Annotated in this window: 22 protein-coding genes; 15 read left to right on the forward strand and 7 right to left on the reverse strand. The window is 35.4% G+C overall.

Annotation, left to right across the window (positions count from 1 at the left end; translation table 11 throughout):
• Positions 1 to 117 precede the first annotated feature (117 nt).
• The 3 genes from DS745_RS03045 to DS745_RS24470 all read left to right on the forward strand — a co-directional run bounded on the left by DS745_RS03045 (position 118) and on the right by DS745_RS24470 (position 1,398).
• Positions 118 to 510 (forward strand): hypothetical protein, encoded by a 393-nt coding sequence (locus DS745_RS03045; protein ID WP_129076721.1) that lies wholly within the window; start codon positions 118 to 120, stop codon positions 508 to 510.
• 154 nt (positions 511 to 664) lie between these two features.
• Entirely contained in the window at positions 665 to 1,087 is a 423-nt protein-coding gene (locus tag DS745_RS03050) for a hypothetical protein (protein ID WP_129076722.1), read from the forward strand.
• A 134-nt stretch (positions 1,088 to 1,221) separates the two neighbouring features.
• Entirely contained in the window at positions 1,222 to 1,398 is a 177-nt protein-coding gene (locus tag DS745_RS24470) for a hypothetical protein (protein WP_161568157.1), read from the forward strand.
• 253 nt (positions 1,399 to 1,651) lie between these two features.
• Here the strand turns inward: DS745_RS24470 and DS745_RS03055 are convergent, their stop codons facing one another.
• Together DS745_RS03055 and DS745_RS03060 are read right to left on the reverse strand one after the other, a co-directional pair.
• Positions 1,652 to 2,878, reverse strand: coding sequence for an MFS transporter (locus tag DS745_RS03055; protein WP_129076723.1), 1,227 nt, complete (start codon positions 2,876 to 2,878; stop codon positions 1,652 to 1,654).
• Positions 2,879 to 2,905: 27 nt separating this feature from the next.
• Entirely contained in the window at positions 2,906 to 3,946 is a 1,041-nt protein-coding gene (locus DS745_RS03060; RefSeq protein WP_129076724.1) for an ArsR/SmtB family transcription factor, read from the reverse strand.
• A gap of 187 nt (positions 3,947 to 4,133) precedes the next feature.
• Between DS745_RS03060 and mce the strand changes: the two genes are divergently transcribed.
• Both mce and DS745_RS03070 read left to right on the forward strand, forming a co-directional pair.
• Entirely contained in the window at positions 4,134 to 4,547 is a 414-nt protein-coding gene (gene mce / locus DS745_RS03065; RefSeq protein ID WP_129076725.1) for a methylmalonyl-CoA epimerase, read from the forward strand.
• Positions 4,548 to 4,683: 136 nt separating this feature from the next.
• Entirely contained in the window at positions 4,684 to 5,001 is a 318-nt protein-coding gene (locus DS745_RS03070) for a hypothetical protein (RefSeq protein ID WP_129076726.1), read from the forward strand.
• 723 nt (positions 5,002 to 5,724) lie between these two features.
• Here the strand turns inward: DS745_RS03070 and DS745_RS03080 are convergent.
• From DS745_RS03080 to DS745_RS03090, 3 genes are all read right to left on the reverse strand, one after another.
• A complete protein-coding gene (locus DS745_RS03080; RefSeq protein ID WP_161568158.1) occupies positions 5,725 to 6,351 on the reverse strand; it encodes an N-acetylmuramoyl-L-alanine amidase family protein in 627 nt (208 codons plus the stop codon).
• A gap of 226 nt (positions 6,352 to 6,577) precedes the next feature.
• Entirely contained in the window at positions 6,578 to 7,528 is a 951-nt protein-coding gene (locus tag DS745_RS03085; RefSeq protein WP_129076728.1) for an L-threonine 3-dehydrogenase, read from the reverse strand.
• A 39-nt stretch (positions 7,529 to 7,567) separates the two neighbouring features.
• Positions 7,568 to 8,755, reverse strand: a complete 1,188-nt coding sequence (locus DS745_RS03090) for a glycine C-acetyltransferase (protein WP_129076729.1) — start codon at positions 8,753 to 8,755, stop codon at positions 7,568 to 7,570.
• A gap of 368 nt (positions 8,756 to 9,123) precedes the next feature.
• Between DS745_RS03090 and DS745_RS03095 the strand changes: the two genes are divergently transcribed.
• Together DS745_RS03095 and DS745_RS03100 are read left to right on the forward strand one after the other, a co-directional pair.
• Complete coding sequence (locus DS745_RS03095; protein WP_129076730.1) at positions 9,124 to 9,885, forward strand: class I SAM-dependent methyltransferase; 762 nt, start codon at positions 9,124 to 9,126, stop codon at positions 9,883 to 9,885.
• A gap of 387 nt (positions 9,886 to 10,272) precedes the next feature.
• On the forward strand, positions 10,273 to 10,764 hold the full coding sequence (locus DS745_RS03100) for a hypothetical protein (RefSeq protein ID WP_129076731.1): 492 nt from the start codon (positions 10,273 to 10,275) through the stop codon (positions 10,762 to 10,764).
• 94 nt (positions 10,765 to 10,858) lie between these two features.
• Here the strand turns inward: DS745_RS03100 and DS745_RS25485 are convergent, their stop codons facing one another.
• Positions 10,859 to 11,350: a CBO0543 family protein gene (locus DS745_RS25485; protein ID WP_421721798.1), complete on the reverse strand. Its 492-nt coding sequence runs from the start codon at positions 11,348 to 11,350 to the stop codon at positions 10,859 to 10,861.
• A gap of 134 nt (positions 11,351 to 11,484) precedes the next feature.
• Here DS745_RS25485 and DS745_RS03105 point away from each other — a divergent pair, with 134 nt between their 5' ends.
• The 5 genes from DS745_RS03105 (at position 11,485) to DS745_RS03125 (ending at position 15,311) form a co-directional block, all read left to right on the forward strand.
• On the forward strand, positions 11,485 to 12,147 hold the full coding sequence (locus DS745_RS03105) for an HAD family hydrolase (RefSeq protein ID WP_129076732.1): 663 nt from the start codon (positions 11,485 to 11,487) through the stop codon (positions 12,145 to 12,147).
• Positions 12,148 to 12,151: 4 nt separating this feature from the next.
• The gene (locus DS745_RS03110) at positions 12,152 to 12,931 is read left to right on the forward strand and encodes a CPBP family glutamic-type intramembrane protease (RefSeq protein ID WP_129076733.1); all 780 of its coding nucleotides are present in this window, start codon (positions 12,152 to 12,154) and stop codon (positions 12,929 to 12,931) included.
• 24 nt (positions 12,932 to 12,955) lie between these two features.
• Complete coding sequence (locus tag DS745_RS03115) at positions 12,956 to 13,522, forward strand: hypothetical protein (RefSeq protein WP_129076734.1); 567 nt, start codon at positions 12,956 to 12,958, stop codon at positions 13,520 to 13,522.
• A 141-nt stretch (positions 13,523 to 13,663) separates the two neighbouring features.
• Positions 13,664 to 14,005 carry a serine hydrolase domain-containing protein gene (locus tag DS745_RS03120; RefSeq protein ID WP_129076735.1) on the forward strand — a complete coding sequence of 114 codons (342 nt, stop codon included), beginning with the start codon at positions 13,664 to 13,666 and terminating at the stop codon, positions 14,003 to 14,005.
• Entirely contained in the window at positions 13,914 to 15,311 is a 1,398-nt protein-coding gene (locus DS745_RS03125) for a serine hydrolase domain-containing protein (protein ID WP_129076736.1), read from the forward strand. Before DS745_RS03120 ends, DS745_RS03125 begins: the two co-directional genes overlap by 92 nt.
• A 134-nt stretch (positions 15,312 to 15,445) precedes the next feature.
• Here the strand turns inward: DS745_RS03125 and DS745_RS03130 are convergent, their stop codons facing one another.
• Entirely contained in the window at positions 15,446 to 15,796 is a 351-nt protein-coding gene (locus DS745_RS03130) for a DUF2200 domain-containing protein (RefSeq protein ID WP_129076737.1), read from the reverse strand.
• A gap of 282 nt (positions 15,797 to 16,078) precedes the next feature.
• Between DS745_RS03130 and DS745_RS03135 the strand changes: the two genes are divergently transcribed.
• From DS745_RS03135 to DS745_RS03145, 3 genes are all read left to right on the forward strand, one after another.
• On the forward strand, positions 16,079 to 16,849 hold the full coding sequence (locus DS745_RS03135; RefSeq protein WP_129076738.1) for a YhfM domain-containing protein: 771 nt from the start codon (positions 16,079 to 16,081) through the stop codon (positions 16,847 to 16,849).
• 94 nt (positions 16,850 to 16,943) lie between these two features.
• Positions 16,944 to 17,432 (forward strand): hypothetical protein, encoded by a 489-nt coding sequence (locus DS745_RS03140; RefSeq protein ID WP_129076739.1) that lies wholly within the window; start codon positions 16,944 to 16,946, stop codon positions 17,430 to 17,432.
• A 176-nt stretch (positions 17,433 to 17,608) separates the two neighbouring features.
• Positions 17,609 to 18,127 (forward strand): hypothetical protein, encoded by a 519-nt coding sequence (locus DS745_RS03145; RefSeq protein WP_129076740.1) that lies wholly within the window; start codon positions 17,609 to 17,611, stop codon positions 18,125 to 18,127.
• Positions 18,128 to 18,171: the final 44 nt, after the last annotated feature.

Below are 18,171 nucleotides of genomic sequence, written 5' to 3' on the forward strand. Positions count from 1 at the left end.
GAGGGGGGAGATCACAATCTACCGAAAGGTAGAGAGGTTCTCTTCTACTCGACTAGTGGAACAGGCTGTAACAGCCGTTGTGTACGAGCGAACAGTTTAGTTTAGGGGAGGGATAATTTGTTATATGTAATTTTTTCTATAGAAATTCCCGATGAAATTTTTCTCTTTTTTATGATTTTTTTATTTATAATTTATGTGATTTATCGTTTTATGAAAAGAAATATCCAATGTGTGAATTGTGAACAGCAATTTGCGAAAAAAGACATTAGGAGTCCTTTTAGTAAAAAATCGACATTATGTAAAACCTGTGGAACAGAGCATCAGTTAGAAAAGAAATTTATGGATATTATGTTTATTATTTTATTTATTAATTTACCTGGCGTATATGTAATTCCATTATTTGATTTAGATAGATTTTTTAACTTTTGGGTTTCAATGTTAAGTTCATTATTGATATTTTTTACAATACTTTATTTCTTTCCTTTTTCAATTAAGAAGAAATCGATGTGATTCCAGCCAACGTAGAGTACCACGATTGACGTTCTTTAAGTAACGATAAGCTTTAGTGGAACAAGCGATTACAACGTTTGTGTCGCTAAAGGGGAGATTAACGAATGAAGAAGTTGTCTTGAGATAACTACTGTTGCTGATTGGAAGTGACCTATTGAAAACTATAAAACGTTTATCTATTCTAGGACTATTTTACGTCATGTTATTTGCTTTAGGATTTAGTCTTTTGGAAAATTTAGAAAGTAAAAAAGTCTATCCATTTGAACACGTACAAGTAGGATTTTATAGTAGCGTAAAAATGGGTTTTATTATTTTCCTTATCATCTATTTACCTATAACAATAGTGACAGACCTGCTATCAACAGATAAGAAATATAAGATATTTTGGGGAATTTTAAAGACACCATTTTTTAGTATCTTGGGTGTTGTTATCGGACAATTAATCTTTTATATGACATACCCAGAATGGGTAGAACTAAGTGGTTATATATTAAATAAAGAGACCGCACTAATTATTTTTGGATTAGTAGGATTTATATACTCCCTAATTACCATTATTTATAAAAAAAAGTTTTAGGAGAGCTTTAGCCGAACAATCTGATGCTCCTGTTGTGGTACTAACTACGAGCGTTTATTCAGGAAGGAATAAACGTCTTTTTATGGAGTTTAATTACAAGAGAGCAATTTAACACAATAAGAAAGGAGAAATAAATGAAATATTCCTTTTATGGTACAGTAGGTTTATTGTTAATTTTTATTCTCTTAACTATTTTAAATTATGATGGGTTTGCAATTATTAAAGGTTTTGTTGAATGGGCAACTCGAAACATTCTACCTTGGATTGCGTTATATTGGTTTATACGATTTGTCACGAGCAACAAAGAATAGAAGCCTCCTCAAGTAACTGGGTGCGTTAATTGAAGAAGCAATTGAAAATAAATACAAGGAATAGACCAGTTTCCAGAACTGGTCCATTCCTTGTATTTGCTAAATTGCACCCGCAATATGCATTACAATTTGGCGTGTATTTTATTGGATAAATTTAACGATAGTTAACGAAACCTGGTAGAAAAATCATCCTTTTTCTTGTTCGCTTTGCACTTCAAAGCTTGCACCCTTTAACTATTTTTAAGGTTTGAACTTAAGCTTCATGTAACTGATCAATTTGAGTTTTAGTTGACACCTTTAAAATTAGGAAAATTAACGAAAGACTAGATAGAAGTACAATAATTCCAAATACGATAAGTATATGATTTACAGCATAGTAATTAATGATAAAAGAGCCGAATAGTGTTCCGATCGGGACAACGGTTAATAAAATCGTTGAGACTAGTCCCATGACGCGGCCCATTTTATCCTTAGGAATGATCGTTTGATAAAGGGTTCCTATACCAGTACTAGCTAAGGCGACACCTAATCCGAGGATGATCGATGATACTATCGCAATTACAAACGTAGGGATCGTACCTAATAAAAGTAGAGAGACACCTTCAAGAGATAAACCGATGACCACCATTTTATATTTGTCTTTAAATACTTGTAAAAAGATCAAGAAAACTCCGACAATAGCTCCAACGGAAATAGATGTGTTGATTATTCCAAACCCAGTGGAACCTACTTGAAGGATGTCATTACTTAAAATGGTTATGAATACCTGAAGCGGTGCTAGAAAGAAATTAATAATGACACCACCAACAAATACAAGATAAAGTAGCTGAGTATTTGTTAATAGGTAAGTAAAACCTTCTTTAAAACGTTTGTTGAAACCCTTATTTTCTGTATCCAAATTCACGTTTGGAATTGAAATCCAAAACTCGGTAAAAGCAGAGAATAAGTATGAAATACCATTTATCACAAGTAGTACCCAAATATCAGTGATGCCAATGAGAATACCTGCTAATACCGGTCCTATTATATTACTCATTTGCATGCTAAACTGATTTAAGGAGTTGGCTTTTGGCAGTTGTTCTTCTTCCACGATCAGGGGAATTGACGCCTGAATGGCTGGTGTGAAAAAGGCTGTTATTCCAGAAGATAGCGCAATAAGTCCATATAAGCCTACCAAAGGCAAATGACCGGTAAACAAGAAAGCCGCAATTACGAGCATTAAAAGACCATTCAGGAAATCACTGGCTACAATGATGTGTTTTTTATAATTCAGATCTGCAAATGTACCTGCGATTGGTTGTATGAAGATCATTGGAATTGTAAAACAAATTAAGCTAATACCGAGTGCTAGTGAAGATCCTGTTGAGGTATAGATATACCACATAAGGGCGATTTGTAGAAAGCGATCCCCTAATTTAGATACGGTCTGACCACCCCAGAGTAGTACGAAATTTTTATTTTTCCACAATGAAGTTCTCATTTCATTTGTTACTCCTTACATGATTTATTAGTCAGTCAAAAATGTAGACATTGACTCTAGTGTAGCTTTTATTAAGTCTTTATTTACTGTATAAAGGTTCTTTTTCTCTTGTTTGGTAATTGAAAGGAACCCTTGGGAAGATAGTATTGAGACATGATGAGAGATCGTCGAATTAGAGAGTCCTAATTTATGGGCAAGTTCATATCCCGAACATGGTGTTGAATTTAGGATCTTAATCATCTTCATTCGATTTTCATCGGCTAAAGCCTTGAATCTCTCGTATAGTTTCTCTTCATTCAGTTTTTCATGAAGATTAATGTGAATGGACCGAACGCCATAAACGAAAAACAGTTGTTGAGATTCGTCCTGATAGGAAGTACAAGAGCTACTGTCGTAAAAGTATGAAGGAATGAAAATGATTTTCTCTTGGTTGTAGTCGTAATCGATTCTTAATAACTTGGCGATTTTTTGCTGCGGATCATCTATTAATTCACTCTCTAACTCAAGTAGGCTATCATAATGAATTTGCGTTAAAAGTTCCAGTTCAGGAAGAAAGTATTGAAGATAAAATCCTTCAATTAACTGTACTAAACGTTTTTTACTATCCTCTGCATTCGCACACAAGTAGGTTAGCTTCCATTTCTCTACTTCAGGAAAATTCATTTCTTTGATGAAAGGTGCTAGTGTCGCAGGATCTTCTACGTGCGTTGGTATTTTTCGTTGGGTGCCGTATCCTGAGTGTGTAAACATCGTAATTAATTCTAGTGGAGACATGTTTTTTAAATAGGATAAAAAGTCTTCAATTTCTTCGGCTTGTTCCGAAATTATTGTATTAGGGATAAGGGTTAATCCAAAGAAACTTTCAAAACTGAAAAATACCTCAAGTTCCGACTTCATTTCTGGTGTTAATGAAGATCTTGTTTTCTTTACCCACTTTTCTAACTCTATCGGAACGTTATCACTATCATTACTGAGCTTTTCGTGACAATTGGTCCGAAACATTGCTGCAAGAAGTTCAATTGCAGGGGAGATAAGGACACTTACAGACGGATGGATTTCCTTTAGCATTTAATTACCTCATTTCGAAGTTCATGAAATTGATATTTTCAAAAATATCGTACCACTTATTTCGAAATTGTTCAATGTGTCATTTCGGAATTTTTCGAATTCAAATAAATTGTGTTGTATAAATGGAGAGCGTGCTCGAAAAAAAGGGTATACTTGAGATGTTAGAATATTGTTTGGGGGAAATGTTATGAACTATATGTTAGATCACGTAGGAGTAGCCGTAAGAAGAATTGACGACGCTCTGCCTTTCTATCTGGATGTACTGAATGGGGTATTAGAGGATCGTTATACAAGCGAAGCACCAGGCGTTGAGGTGCATGTTGCTGTTGTCAAAACTGAGGATAAAATCATTGAATTACTAGAGCCGACAAACAAGAACTCACCAATTGCTCGGTTTCTTAAACAACGAGGCAAAGGGGTGCATCATCTTGCGTATCGAGTTGACGATTTGGACAAAGCGATACTAGAGGCAAAAAATAAAGGAGTTAGGTTTCTAGAAGACACTCTGCGAGTCAATGCACGGGGAAGAAGACTTATTTATATAAATCCGATCTCAACAGACGGTACGTTAATTGAACTTTGTGAGTATCCGAATAGGTAAGATTAGTATTAATACGATTACTTAGCAATAAGGCAAGTATAGAGGCTATACTTGTTTTTTTATTTTAGTAAAAGGAAATTAATGTTAAAATTAATGTAGAAAATGAGGTTCGTAGATTTATAAGGAGTTGATATATTTGAACTGGCTACTGTTGATAGCGGGTATTATTTTATTGCTACTAATGATAAAAGGTCTTGCTTTATTAGAAAAGAAAAAAGCAAAGTCGATGTCGATATCAAACCAGATTAAACAAAACTCACTAATGGTTCCATTAGGTATTGTGCTTTTGTTTCTACTAGCATTTCTTCCTTATCAAGTCTGGGTCCTATTTGGTCGTCCACAAGGATGGGAAATCCTTTATATATTTGGGTTTTCGGAATTGATAACCATCGTTCTCTGTTTTTGGTTTTATAGTAGAGAAATGAGACAAATGAAACTGAATGAATACAATTGAAAATATTAAAAGGTTCGTTGATGGAAAAAGAGGATGTACTTGGTGACATCCTCTTTTTTGAGTTAAGATTATATATGATTTGGCGTAGAGATTACTCAATTAAGGAGTTTCCTTTTAAGTACAAGATGAGTTGAGTAATAATAGCAAGAATAGGAAGTTCTAAAATAGCCCTATAATTAACGCTAAGGCTATCAAAGGTTGATCTAGGAATGCAATCATTGCTATTGCCAACGCTGTAGGTAAATTTCTCGCCAGTGTAGTCATGCTTAAACTTGCGCTCTTGATACGAATACTTCATGGTCTGCCCTATTTTTTGTCCAACGATAAAGTTGATGACGAAAAAGAGAAGGAGTGGTATTAGTAGTTGCCATAATAAATTTAGGTTATCAAGAAGTAATTGCCCTTGAGCAGCAAACATCGCAATAACGGCAAATCATAAAAAAAGAACAGGTAAGACACTAAGCTTTGGAAGTAGCGCTACTTTTATTTGTAGTTTGTTTATTAAGAATACATTTGTAATAACTGCTAACACCAACGGTAGTATCAATATCAGGATAATACTCTCTAGTAAAAACTAAAATTCCTGTTGTATTAGTAAAAAGAAATAAGAAAACAGGTAGTAAAATAATCTGGAGGATTAGATGCATTTTTTCTAAAATAAGGGATTTTCTTTCAGATCCAATAATCAAGGCATGAGATTAATTCTCACGCCTTATCGTTTGTTTATGGCAGATCGGATGGGTATATAAATAAGTATTCATCAATTGCACGAACGATAGCTGCAACGATTTGGCGTTGAGATTTTTCATCAGTTAGCAGTTGGAGGTCTTCGTTATTACTAACGTATCCAAGCTCCATAATTAATGAAGGCATTTCAAGCTTTTGCATGAGAAAATAATGTTTACCTCTGATTGGAGTTTTATGAAGGTCGAAATAGTCATTTAAATGTTGTTGAACAATCTGTGCTAAATGAAAACTTCTTCCGCTTGCTTGATAGATTACGACAGGACCTCTGCGTTCACTGCTTTTAGACCAATTCATATGTAGACTTAGAAAAACCTTTGGTTTCAGTGCATCTGCAATCATTTTTCGTTGTTTCAAATCTTGATTATGCCGACTAATATTATGATAAGGGCTATCATCGCTTAATGCATAATCGTGAATCCTGGTAATGCCAACACGGTATGACTTTTTCTTTAACTCAGAATACAACTCTTTTCCAAAAGTTAAATTCAGGTCTTTCTCTAAGATACCATCTGCTGATGTGCCGCCATCGACGCCACCATGTCCAACGTCTATAATGACGTCATAAGGGGCTAAATTCGGATAGGCAAAACTCGATTCTGGCAATGAAATATAAGCCCCAACAAATAGGATGATAGCGAATATAACTTTGATGAGTGATTTGCTAAACCTAAGAAAATATAGCATATGATTAACCGTTCCCCCAATGCTGTTTTTTTACATAGTTTAGAATGTACGTTGTGAGAACGGATTATGTTGGAAAACACTAATATTGTATAAAAAAAAAGGTCAAAAGCGCACTATTGCGCTTTTGACCTTAATTACTTGCTTGTCAAACCGTTACGGTTTTTTTTAGCTTTTCAAGCATATCAACAGTCATTTTGGCAAGATCGTAGTCTGCTTTAAAGCCCCATTCTTTTTGGGCAGCAGAGCAGTCGATGGAATTTGGCCAGCTGTCAGCAATTCCTTGTCTTACTGGGTCTACATCATATTGCATTACAAAGTTTGGAATGTGCTTTTTAATTTCAGCTGCGATTTGTTCTGGTTCAAAGCTCATCGCTGTCACATTAAATGAATTACGATGAATTAGCTTTGATGGATCTGCTTCCATTAAGTTAATGATCGCATTTAACGCGTCTGGCATGTACATCATATCCATATACGTTCCTTGAGCAATGTATGAAGTGTAACGAGCATCTTCAATCGCCTTGTAATAAATGTCTACAGCATAATCGGTTGTACCGCCACCAGGTGGTGTAGCATATGAAATTAAGCCTGGGAAGCGAAGGCCTCGCGTATCAACGCCATACTTATGGTAGTAGTAGTCACACAGAAGTTCACCTGAAACTTTATTAACACCATACATGGTGGTAGGACGTTGAATTGTATCTTGTGGTGTTTGATCTTTTGGCGTTGACGGACCAAAGGCACCAATCGAACTAGGAGTGAAGAACTTACAGTTTAATTCTCTTGAAACTTCTAGAGCATTGACAAGACCACCCATGTTTAAGTTCCATGCAAGTAAAGGCATTTTTTCAGCTGTTGCTGATAATAATGCAGCCAAGTGAATGATTGTATCTACTTCGTATTTGTTCGCAACATCAAACATCGCCTTGTGATCAGTCACATCTAACAGTTCAAATGGGCCTGATTGAACAACGTCGCTACCGTTATCACGGATGTCAGTAGCAATCACGTTATCTGCTCCGTAAATTTCACGCATTTTTAGAGTAAGTTCTGAACCGATTTGTCCTAAAGCCCCAGTTAATAAAATTTTCTTCATATCCGGTACCTCCTATATTCTCCCATAGTAAAAATGTTATTAAATAACCCCTAATTCTTTTCCTACCTTTTCGTAGATCGCAATTGCCTCATCTAGCATTTCTTTTGTATGTGCTGCAGTTGGCATGTTACGTACGCGTCCAGTTCCTTGAGGAACAGTAGGGAAGACGATTGATTTCGCATAAACGCCCTCTTCATATAAACGACGGCTGAATTGTTGTGTTAATCTTTCTTCACCGATAATACAAGGTGTAATTGGTGTTTCACTTTCCCCGATGTTAAAGCCAAGCTCTTTTAAGCCTTTCTTTAAATAGTCACCATTTTCCCATAAACGGTCATGTAACTCTGTGCTTTCCATTAAAATCTCAATCGCTTTTTTACTAGCAGCAACGTCAGCTGGAGTTAGGGCAGTAGAAAATAAGAATGGACGGCTTCTTACTTTTAGCCATTCAATTAATTCTTTTTTACCTGCTACATAACCACCAACGACTCCAATTGCCTTAGAAAGAGTTCCAATTTGGAAGTCAACTTTATCAGATAGTCCGAAGTGCTTGACAGTACCTGCACCTTTTCCGAGGACACCAGAACCGTGAGCGTCATCGACATAAGTAATTAAGTCAAATTCTTCAGCAATTTGAACAATTTCAGGTAGTTTGGCTACATCACCGTCCATTGAGAATACGCCATCAGTGATGACCATAATTTTGTTATAAAGACCACTTTCAACAGCCTCTTTTGCTTTTTGGCGTAAGTGATCCATATCTGAATGATTAAAACGAATGATCTTTGCTTTTGATAGACGGCAACCATCGATAATTGACGCGTGGTTTAGCTCATCTGATAAAATGGCATCATTTTTATCCATAACGGCAGATATAGCAGCCATGTTACAGTTGAAGCCTGATTGATAAGCGATGGCCGCTTCTGTATGTTTAAACTCAGCAATTTTATCCTCTAATTTTGTGTGTAACTCTAACGTACCGTTAATCGTACGCACAGCTCCTGCACCTACACCAAATTCTTCAATCGCTTTTTCTGCTACTTCTTTTAAGCGTTGGTCAGTAGCTAATCCTAAGTAATTGTTTGACGATAGGTTAATTAAATCGTTTCCATTAATCTTAATGATTGGCCCGTTAGCACTTTGAAGAGGATCAATCACATTGAAAAGACCTTTTGATTTTAAGTCATCTAAATTTTCTTTTAAGAAACTATCTAAAACTTTTGCCACGTTTATTCCTCCTACAATTGTTTGTTATTCCTAAAAGGATATATGTTTTTCTGGAAAGGACACACGAACAAAACTGTATTGTTATATTTCTATGTTGTATAACTCATTTTAACACAGTTAATTTCATTTGTTTATATAGAAAAGACATTTTTACCATAAAAATTTTCGTGTTTTTAAAGAAGAAGTTTGTCTGTGAGAGGAGGACAAAACAATGCTTTTATAATATGCTATAAATATGGTAGAATTATAAATATTTTCCAATGAGGTTGAGAAGTGATGAATTTACTAGAACATGAGTTATAAAACCGTAGTAGAGGACCTCCTATATTAAAATGATAATCAATTAAAAAAATTGGAGGTAGATTAGAATGGTAAAAGATGAGATGTTTTTAACGTATATACGTAACATGAATGAAAGTTTTAGTGGTTGGGATTTTTCTTATATTACTAATACTGGGCGTGTTCAGAATGAATTGATGACGTGGTCTTATGGCAGCCTTTTAGTACCAAACCTAGCAAAAGCTAACACAATGCTTGATATGGGGACTGGAGGTGGAGAGCTACTGTCAAAACTGAAACCACTACCGCCAAAGGTTTTTGCGACAGAGGCATATAAACCTAATGTTCCGATTGCTAGAAATAGACTTGAGCCATTGGGCATTCAAGTTTATGAAATTGAGGAAGATAATAAGCTCCCGTTCGAAAAAGATTTTTTTGACTTAGTTATTAACCGGCATGAGGCTTATTGCCGGAAGGAAGTAAAAAGAGTGCTTCGTAACAAAGGCGTTTTTATCACGCAGCAAGTTGGTGGAACCGATTGTGCGCAAATAAATGATGCGCTTGGGGCACCTCCTTATGATGAATATGCGTATTGGAATTTGGATTATGCAGTAAAGGAGCTTGAAAATCATGGTTTCAAGATTGTTCTTGCGAAAGAGGAATTTCCACTGCAACGATTTTACGATGTTGGTGCACTAGTTTACTATTTGAAGGCTGTACCATGGCAAGTGCCTAATTTTGAGGTAGAAACATACATTTCTAGATTATATGAAATCCATCAACACATTCAGAACAAGGGTTATTTTGACGTAAGGCAGCATCGCTTTGTGATTGAAGCTCGACCTATGTAATGCTGTATAGGGGGCTCGATTTTTGGGGCCTTTTTTAGTATCAAATGATAAATTGGAACCTTGAAACCTACGTATAAAAAGGAAAACATCAGGCGCTTAACTATGGTAGAAGAAAAAATAGATTCCATTCTGAAACAAGATGATGTAAAATCTTAGGAGGCGGTAATATGCCATTTTGGGTTGAAAATTTGCTTTTTTTTGGTTCATTAATTATGATTATTTTTTTATGGAAATAATTAATTGATTACTCATTCTCTGAAGGAACAAGTTTATGTGATTTATGCGGGGCAGAAATGAAAGGTCGTATGATCAAAATATTTCAGAAATAGTGTGGCACTTGTAAAAGAGCTTTGAAATGAGTAGTACATAAAGAATAAGGTGGATAATATGAACAAACGATTAGGTTTTATGCTGATATTGATGGTAATAATCATAATAGGCTGTACTCGGGATGAAACGACTATTAAAAAAGCTATCGAACAGCTTGACTATAAGGTCTATGTTCCTAGCTATATTCCAGCAGAGCTAGAATTAGAGACAGCTGTACTAAAGGATGGTCTTATTCTAATATCTTATCAAAATGTAGACGGAACAAAGTATGTAGAATTTAGTCAAGATGCTACATCGAGAGCGTTGAATATTGAAGGGTTACTAACTTTTAAGAAAAGTGGTGAAGATCCTTACGAACGAAACGCGACACGGAGAATACAAGAAATAGGACCGTTTGTAGGGGTTTATGACATTAACGAGAAGCTAACTAGCTATAGTTATGAATTTATTAAACCAAACTTGCAGAGCGATAGCTATCCGTTTTATTGGATAAGTTCTGTAGGAATACCCGAGGCCGAGTTCCTGAAGATTGTATCTTCTTTAAAGTAAGGGAGTAACTAGCTGTAATTTAAGAGAGGTTTAGGTAACTAAGCTGACTGAACAACCGAATATTGATAGTAGAATGAGCTAGAAGAAAGTCTTCTTAGCTCATTTTTTTATCTGTGCGATCGAGAAAAATTAAAAAACATCTAAGTACTAATTTTGCAGATGTTATCGTAAGTAAGGAATAAATCCAATTCCAGCCTTTGCTGTATTTGATAAGTTGTGTGTGCCGTTCTAACCAGCGCTCCATTAATGCTTGTGGGATAGAGAATAGCCATACCTTTAAAACTAACTGTTTAAACGAATCCTGATTAGTCAATCGACAATACCAAACTGTAACTAACGAACATAAGCAATAGTCGTAAATGATACTGCTCTTATAATATTTAGGTAAAAAACGGACGGGATAACGCAATACTTTTTTCTTCGCAAGTATTGGAGCTATAAAAAAATTAACATAGCTGTTGAGTAAAAACAGAATAACCCAGTTTTTATAACTCCTTCCTAGTAATGAGATTGGTGAAGCTATTAGACCGAAAAGCAACAACCATTTAAGAATTTTTTTTCCAAAGCGATGCCCCAAGGAAACCACTTCCTTTTCTTTGATGAATGCTTTTAGTATGAGTCTTTCATGTTATGTTTATGATAAAACCTTTTTATTTTAGGAATAAAAAGGAGAATTATAATAAAAACACGAATAAAACTTACAAATAAAGGAGGTTTTCCATGTATAAAGTTATTCTTTTTGACCTAGATGGAACGCTAACTGATCCTAAGCTTGGAATTACGAAGTGCGTGGAGTATTCGTTAGCGAAATTAGGGATTTCTGAACCAAATCTTGATATGCTGGAGAAGTTCATTGGGCCACCACTTCAAGAGTCATTTGCGAAAATCTATGGTTTCGATATAGAAACGACGAACAGAGCGATTGAGTACTATAGAGAGCGGTTTCGAGAAAAAGGCATGTATGAAAATGAAGTATATTCTGGAATTTCAAGTCTACTCGCTTCTTTAAAGAATCAAGAAAAAATAGTAGTCGTTGCAACTTCAAAGCCAACCGTGTTTGCCGAGAAAATACTGCAACATTTTTGTTTAGATCAGTATTTTGACCTTATCGTAGGAAGTAATTTGGATGGTACGAGAACTTCAAAAACTGATGTTATTCAATACATTTTAGAAGAGTATCCTGAATTCGAGAAACATCAATTTTTAATGATCGGTGATCGTGAGCATGACATTATTGGCGCAAACAACACGAGAATAGACTCAATCGCTGTTACATACGGGTATGGTACTTTCGCTGAATTAGAAGTGGTTAAGCCAACCTGTATTGTCAAAGATGTTGAAGAACTACGTGAGAAATTGACGTTTGAATGTATTAGTGGGTGATAATATGGAGATCTGGCTACATTTTTTACTTTTTGCTATACCTGGTTTTCTTATTTATTATGGCTTGTATTATCTTACTCCTAAACTAGTAAAGAAAGGCGTACCACTAATCTTTGCGTTTTGGAGTTGTTTGTGGATACCAGTCATCGCTTTACTGCCCTTGGCCATATCATTGGCAGACGTCATTGATGGTATGGAACTGTCACGATCTGCGGTGGTCGAGAGGTTTCATCTTCACCCACTACGAGGGAGTGATTGGTTATGGGTTGGCGGTGCAGTTATAGCTACAATCTTATTAGATCAATTGCTAGAACCTATAGGCAAATATTTTGCTAGAAAAAAAGCATTTGCTCCACCACCCTATTTACCTGCGCCTTTTAACCCGTTACATAAGTTTACTTTTCCACCACATGATTTTTTTGGGGTGAAATTAGCTGGTAATTGGAAATTGTTACTTTTATTTATACCCCTGCATTTAGTTGCCATGTTTAGTGAGGAAATGATGTGGCGAGGCTTTTTGCTTCCGCTTCAAGTAGCGATCTTTGGCGATCTAGCCTGGGTATTAAATGGTTTGCTTTGGGCTTGGATTGTTCACGCTTGTTTAAAATGGCATTTTGTTGGAATGCTGCCGAGTATGTTAATTGCACCCTTTATTGCTCAACTTACAGGATCCACTTTGGCATCATTCTTTGTTCATGCCATTCCAAACTCATTATTATGGATTATTTTATTGCTAGGTATAATACAAAAAAAAGATAACCAAATGAATACACCCATTTCTTGAAGTGTGAGACAGGAGGGAATGTCAATGAGGCTGAGGCATTTTTTTATTTTACCAATGATTTTACTATTATCAATAATGATTGGATGCAGTTCCAATTCCAATACCTCTGTTACCGCAATTAACCTTATGGCTTCAGATAATGTAGTGATTATGCCCCATAAGATGCCAAAAGACTTTCATTTTTCATTGAAATATGGTGTAGGTGCTTTGAATGAGATTAATACATTTGAAAATACCTATACGAAAGATCTGGTACTGGATGGTACGATTACAACAGGTTTAACGTTGACTAAAAAAGAGCGTAAAGCTATCTATTATAAAATGAAAGAAATTGAGCTTTTAGAAACAGTTCAAAATGCAAGATATGAAGGTGAGGATGGAAGTTCAATTTGGATGGAACCGGCGTCGGAATATTACTTAACGATCCAAATGAATGGTGAAATCTACAAAGTTCATTGGGCCGGCCATATCTATGATAAAGAAATTAGAGATATGTTAGCCATTTTTGTCTTGCGATTTTTACATGGTGAGATTATCGAGAATAAGCAAGAGTTTAAAAAACTGCCTAAAGCAAATGGATGGTATTTGTAGGAATTGATTCAGTGGAAGAGGATAATTTTGATAGATAATTTATAAAGTTTATGATTAGATAATCGGAAAATTATATATGTGTAAAATTAATGAGACAAACCATATGAAGTACAATTTTAGTTAAGTAAGAGGAGTGTTTTAGTGAACCAGGGTTATGAGCTACTAGATAAATATCTATCCGAGGTAGAGGCATTTGGGTTATCCGGTGCGGTACTAGTTGGACAGGGTAGCCAAATAGAATTTAAGAAGGCTTACGGTTTTTCCAACATAAAGGAAAACATATTAAGTCAAACGGATACAATCTATGATATGGGTTCAATCACAAAACCATTTACTGCAGTAGCAATCATGAAGCTCATTCAAGAGAATAAGCTATCATTTGGGGATAGAGTTGCAGATATTCTTAGCGATGTGCAGAATTGGAGTAAAGAAAAAACAAGACATCACAATTCACCATTTACTCACTCACACAGCAGGAATTAAGGACACCGTAGGGGATGATTACCTATTTGAAACCACTGAAGAGGTATTAAATAGAATTAATTATCAGCCTCTGCTATCTAAGTCAGGAACGAAGTATCATTATGCTAACGATGGATTTACATTACTTACGATGGTACTTGAGAAGGTAACTGGTAAGGAGTACGAGGAATATTTAAATCAGCATATATTTGCTCCTTTAGGAATGAAAGAAACAGGTTATAATCTACCAAAATGGAATAGCTCTAAAATCTCACATGGTTATGTTAACTTTCATAATTTTGGGCATTCACTAGAAAAATGCTATCCTACGTGGGCATTAAAGGGGACTGGCGGAATGCTTTCAACTTTAGAAGATATGTTTCGATGGCACAAGGCCCTAGTAGATTATGAAATTCTTGATAAAAAGACAACAGAATTGATGTATATTCCGTATCTAAATAATTATGGGTGCGGCTGGGAAGTCGATGAATCTAATGGTCAATTGATTGTTAGTCATAATGGAGCAAGCTACTATGGTACAAGTGCCTGTTTCTATAGAAATCTTATTACCGAACAAACAATTATCCTTTTTACAAATCAATCTTTCAATCACTTTGCACTAGTCAAACCGATAATGCACCATGTAAAGGAAATTCTAGAACTTGAGAGCCTTGGGAGTGATGGTATTGTTAAAAAAATGAGTAATATCCCAAATCTTTCCCTAGAACATCTTCCTAAAACTTTAAAAGGGAAAACAATTAAATATAGTCTAAACGGGACGTCTGCTAAGATAAATTGGGGATCCCACTTTGGGTTACTAGAGTTAAGTGATGATGTCCTAAGGTTTTTGGTTAATAAACAGGTAAACGAGAATATAGACAATTCAATCGCCATAGCTCATGAACTTGTTGAGCAGAGTGACACAATTCTTAGGTTAATGCTTAATAATCCCGAAATAATTGAACAAAGGAAAACAATTTTAGGCAGAACCATTCAAGAGTATGTAGAGAAGAATGGTGAAATAAATAGGATAGCTGTTTATGGGGCTTCACCATCTGTGATTATGAAGTCAACAGTTGAGATAAGGGTGGAGTTAAAAAATACCGTTACTGAATCTGATGCACTTTATATGTACTTCTTTTGGGAGGAAGAAGGTAAATTAAAATATGTTGGATTTGCAAATGGGCTGAAAGATGTAGAAACATTGTTGATTAAGCCTATGAAACTTGATGATTGGAATAATCGCCAGGAGTGTGTCAGTCTAAGTCTAAATAGTCATCACTTTCAACACTTTGCTATTCAGGGTAATGAATTAATAAGTTTATAATAACGTTAAGCCATGAGCAAACAAAATCTCATGGCTTTTTTAAACTTAATTCTCAATAACTTTCTTTATATAAAATCTATGCTTTAAAAAACCAACTTGTATAAATGGAGTAAGTGTTTCTTCGTTATTAATTTTTACTTCCGTAAAATCTTCTCCATCGCTTTTCCCTTTGCTAACTCATCGATTAGCTTGTCCAAATAGCGAATTTCCTGCATAGTTGGTTCTTCAATGTCTTCCACTCGGACACCGCAGACCACACCCTTTATTAAAGCCCTCGAAGGATTTAGTTGAGATGCTTCCGCAAAGAAGGTCTCAAAGTCTGTCTGCTTTTCCAAATGTGCATCTAACTCTTCCTGGCTATAGCCTGTCAACCAAAGGATGATTTCATCGACTTCAGTTTTCGTACGTCCTTTTTTCTCCGCCTTCGTAACATAATGTGGATAGACACTTGCAAAACTCATTGTATAGATACGATGTTTGGCCATGGTAATCCTCCGATATCCGTTTTCTTTATTATAGTACGAAAAAAAGGTGGGTTCAAACGAAGAACCCTATTACAATCATCGATTCTGTATTTTGGTCTTCGGCTTTGGAGATTTATGTTAATCTTAGAGTGAGGTTAGCAAAAATCACCAACGGCTTATTGTGTTAATGTTTGCCCTTGGTAGTTATTTTATATATCACATTATCGGCAATAGTCTGTAAAAAACTGAAACTTTATGCTTTCTATTTCGTCTATTAAAGAAAGATCGTTTTGGAGGGATTATATGCAAATTAGGTTCTTTCTTCAATTATTAATCGTGCTATCAATAATAGTTGGTTGCTCGAATGAAGCGAATTATCTTAGTGAAGTGAATAAACAAAATGAAGAACTGAAAGAAAGTATCTACAAAAATCCACCACAGGTGACAATTTCTAATGGGGTAGAGGAAGTCAACGGTCTACTTGGCCCATATGGCTGGACGTCTTGTTGTAATAATGGGAAAAGTATAAGTGTTCAAGCGTCCTCGGATGCACCACCGAACTTAGTTCAAAACAGAAAACCGTTGAAAGTAACTTCTGGCACGACAATATCTATAGAGTTCGAGACACCTCCTATTAAATATGAGGTCAAGACGTGGGGTGAAAATAACGATGTTACAGGCTCCTTTACTGAAATAGATACTATTACACATAAAGGAAGAACTGTTTTTGAAATTCTTGCGACCTGGGAGCAGGGTATTGCGAGTTACTCATTTTTAGTAGATATTGAACATGAGAGCGGTGCTGAAGCCGTCATTAACACTATATTAATTTCTTTAGAATCGAAAGAAGGAATTGAACTTTTTGCAAAAGCAGTTGCTACTTCAAAGAAAGAGCCCGGTATTGTTAATATGGCAAACCCGCAGTATCAATTCAGTCTCGGTGAAGAAAGCTATTTTCTTTGGATTACTGAGAAAGCAGGAACAATCATGAATACAAAAGACACACATACGATCTATTCGTTGTCCAGAAGTTCAGTTGAAGAAATCTATGAGTTTGTGAATAAAGTTAATTAAACATCAATTTTTTGTATTAGGTAATTATTGAAATTTTTGTTATTACAAATAGCATATGAATAGCTTAAGGGCATGGATTTAGGGAGGAAACATTATGATTAATAGAAACAAGAGTAAGAGGAACTGGTATATCGTTGGTGTAGTCACGATGCTTTTAGGTGGTATCTGGCTGTTCTTCCATTTCACTTACTTTTTTAATCCTCTAACGTTTAAAAAAGATGATGTCACGTATTTACCTTGGAGCTGGTATGAAAATCCGCTGACAATTGAATACATGGTATTAGAGGACGAGGGCTGGCAAGGAAAAATAGTAGATGATGGAAGTGAAGTAAAGTTTGTCATCGATCAACTTAAATCTAGCCCAGTTATCCAAGATGCAGACCGCGAGGAGTATCAAACCTCCGACAATATCATTAGATTAATAGTGCTCCGCCGTGGAGACGATGCCATCTTACTCGAAGTTAGGCAGGAGTGGGAAGGAAATGTTTTCTATTTTACGCACAATCGTGTGTTTGTCAAGGTAACAGAAGAGCTTGAGATGCTATTTGAGGAACGATTTTCACAAGTAGAAAAATTGCATTGATTTAAGATAGGTATGGAGATGGACAGAAGCTTGAAGGATTTTACGTTGCTAATAAATTTCAAGTTTAGCTTGTTCAATTGAGAGTTGCGAAATTGCATCTCTTTTTTGTATTTCTACATACTGGAAAATGGTGTAAAATTAAGTTGCACTAAGTTAAGCGGTTTTGGGGGATTGCTATGAAAATAGAAAAAAAGTTTCTTTTTTCAATTATTATTATCACTACCTTTTTCGTGTATTGGGGAATTACTTATTATCAAAATTCAACAGTTGAAAAGTTACTACGTAACGTTAAAGGAAATATTTTAGAAGTCATTCCAGTTAATCATAATGAAAGGATTGTCCTGGTTGATTCTAGAAATTTTATAGAAGCTATATCATATAAAAAGGGAGTTTTCGGGTGGAATAACTATGGTTCATCTTCGCCTGCTATTAGGCCAAGTATAAGTGAAGAAGATTTTCGTATTGATTTTATCAGTTCAATAGCAGTTTCAGATAGAGGGATTTACTATGGATATGCTCCTGATAGTGTAACTATGGTTCGGCTTCAAACCAATGACTTTGATATAAGATATAAAGTACATTCATACTATTGGTACATCCCATTGGATCAGAGGAATTTTAATTTTAAAGCCGAACAATTTAGTGTGTTTTACAACGATGGAAGAGAAGGATTTTATCCGTTTAATAGACCTTGACGTGCTAATGGAGAAATACAAGATTATTAGAAATTTTAAGGAGG

The organism is Anaerobacillus alkaliphilus (genome assembly GCF_004116265.1).
GTDB classification, from domain to species: Bacteria; Bacillota; Bacilli; order Bacillales; family Anaerobacillaceae; genus Anaerobacillus; species Anaerobacillus alkaliphilus.